Below are 2,938 nucleotides of genomic sequence, written 5' to 3'. Positions count from 1 at the left end.
GCGACGATCTGACATCTCCAGGTTGGATGATGGATGATTCAGCTCTCAAGGCAACAAACAATGGTCGGCGCGGCGAAGTGTTTGGACAAACATACGTTCATGTACCGAGAAGCTCGGCGAGCCGGTGGGCCAGTTCACGCTTGCGGAACGGTTTGCGCAGAAAGCCAATGCGTGGATCAATGCGGTCGTCCGGTGCGGTCATCTCCTCGGAATGACCCGATACCAGCAGAACCGGCAAATCAGGGTGGAGGGACAGCGCAGCGTCCGCCAGTTGCCGTCCGCTCATGCCGCCCGGCATGACGATATCCGACAGCAGAAGGTCAAACCCTTCGCCGGACTTGAGCAGATCGAGCGCCGGGGCGGCCTGCGGCAAGGCCTCAGCGCGGTAGCCAAGGGATTCGACGGTCATTTTGGTGTATTCGCGGACCAGAGGCTCGTCCTCGACGATCAGGATACGCGCCCTCGCGACATTTGCTTCCAAGGTTGGCTCAAACTCCTCTGTATCATCGGCCTCGGCGCCGATGTCGGAACGGGGCAACAGGATCTCGATCGCGCTGCCTTTTCCATGGGTACTATCGATCCGGATATGTCCCTCGGACTGGCGGACGAAACCGTAGACCATGCTCAGGCCCAGACCACTCCCCGCGCCGGTACCCTTGGTGGTGAAGAAGGGCTCGAAGGCGCGGGCCATCGTATCGGCATCCATCCCGGTTCCGGTGTCCGAGACGGTGATGCGCACATAGGCGCCCGGGGGCGGGGCGTCGGTCTCATCGCTTTCGGGCAGCGCCACGGCGCGGGTCTCGATACGCAGGGTGCCGCCCTCCGGCATGGCGTCGCGAGCGTTGACGCAGAGGTTGAGCAGTGCGCTTTCGAACATCGCGCGGTCCAGACGGACCGGCCCGGCGCCCTCGGCGAGATCGAGTTCCAGCGTGATCGCCGGGGTGATCGAGCGTTCGACCAGCATCCGCATCCCCTCGACCAGCACATTCGGGTCGAAATGCCCGGGCGAAAGCGGCTGCTTGCGCGCGAAGGCCAGCAGGCGTTGGGTCAGTTCGGCGGCGCGCTCGGAGGCGGCGAGGACATGCCCGGCCATCGCCTGAGCGCGACTATCGGCTGGAAGCGCGTCGCGCAGCATTTCGGCATTGCCCAGGATCACCGTCAGCAGGTTGTTGAAGTCATGCGCGATGCCACCGGTCAGTTGTCCGACCGCATCGAGGCGCTGTGCCTGGCGCAGTTGCGCCTCCAGCGCCTTCTGCTCCGAAAGATCGATTATGTTGCCGATCATCCGCACCGGCGCGCCGGTATCGTCGCGAGTGATGCTCGACCGTTCCCGTACCGGAATATACGAGCCGTCATGGAGCCGGAGGCGATACTCACCCTCCCAGGACCCCGCACCGCCGCTGACCGCGAGATCGATCTGTCTGAGGATCTCGTCATTGTCGTCCGGATGAACACTGTTCACCCAGGCGCTGCGTGGAACCTCGCAGGGCCCGGCCGGATAATCCGGCAGCCAGGTCGCCGCGTCATTGACCCAGGTCGTTTCGCTGGCGAAGTCACGGTCGAAGATGAAATCGCTCGACGCTTGGGCGACGTGGCGGAAACGTTCTTCGGCGCGGCGTTGCTCGGTGATGTCGAGACCGGTGGCCAGCAGTCGGCCGGCGTTGGGGTCGGGCAGAAAATTTCGGAGATGGATTTCGGCGAGCGAACCGTCGCGGCGCGTGAGCGAATAGGTCATCTCAAAGCTGGACTCTCCGTTGAAGATCGACAGTAGCAGCTTGCGGACCGAGGCACGGAATGTCGGAGTGCGCCTCAGTCCGGCGATCTTCAGAGACAGTTCTTCCAGGTTCTCCACATCGCGAAGCTCGAGCGCGGCGCGGTTGGCGTCGAGACACCGGATCGACTGCGATGCCCGGTCGATAAAATCCTCGTTGGCATCGAGCCAGGCGGCCAGATCCGTCACCCCGTCCGCCTTCAGATCGCGGATCATGGCCTGCACGGCCGAGATGTCCCTTTCAGAGATCCCGATGGGCAGCAGGTCGAAAAGGCTACGATAACGCCGCTCGCTGGCATGCAGGCGGTCACGGGCGCGCGCATGTTCGATGGCGGTGCGGATGAACGCGCCGACACGGCGCAAATGCACCAGCTGCCCGTCGGTCGCGGCACAGGGGTGATCGAAATAGCAGGCGATGCTCGCAATCGGTCGTCCCGCGGCATCGAGCACGGGCAGCGACCAGCAGGCAGCCAGTCCGTGCTGTAGCGCCTGGTCGCGATACGCTCTCCAGAGCGGATCGCGGGCAATGTCGGCCGAGATGACAGGCGCACGGCGATGGGCGGCCGTGCCGCAGGCGCCTTCACCCTCGGCCACTGGCAGGTTCGCCACGGCGCGGCACCACGCGTCCGGCAGATCCGTCGCGAACCACTTCTCCAGTCGCTGACCATCTTCGCTGACCAGCGCGACCGAAACCCGGGCTCCGTCGAGGATACTGCCCATTTTCGCGCAGATGCTCTCAATGATCACCGCGATCTCGTCACCTGCGCTGACCTGTTCCAGAATCTGGCTTTCGACCGCTCTGAGCCGCAGTTCGGTTTCGCGCTCGGCATCGGCGTCGCGAATTTCCTGTATGTCGGTGGCGATCCCGAACCAGCGAAGAACCCGGCCCTCTCCGTCGTGATGGGGACGCGCATCGACCAGATGGGCACGCCAGCGATTCTCCGCCGCGCACCAGATGCGGAAGTCCGTCCGGTAGGGCTTGCCACGCGCAATGGTCTGCGCCCAGACTTCCAGGGTCGGCTCGCGATCGTCGGGATGCACCGCGAGCAGCCAGTCCCCGGTCGCGGGATCGATTTCCTTGAACCCGGTGTAGCGCAGAAACTCGCTGTTGACCCAGTCAACCGTCCCATCCGGACGCGCCGTCCAGACAATCTGTGGCAGCGCCTC

The 2,938-nt window shown here is 64.2% G+C and carries 1 protein-coding gene; it reads right to left on the bottom strand.

What is annotated here, in order from left to right; translation table 11 throughout:
- Positions 1–97: 97 nt before the first annotated feature.
- Positions 98–2,938 (bottom strand): PAS domain-containing protein (locus IM708_RS20655; protein WP_209428438.1); only part of this gene is annotated, 2,841 nt, incomplete at its 5' end.

This window comes from Pararhodobacter sp. SW119 (assembly GCF_017811755.1).
In the GTDB taxonomy this organism is placed as follows: Bacteria; Pseudomonadota; Alphaproteobacteria; order Rhodobacterales; family Rhodobacteraceae; genus Pararhodobacter.
Note: the sequence above shows the minus strand (reverse complement) of the source record. Positions and strands in the feature narration are given on the sequence as shown.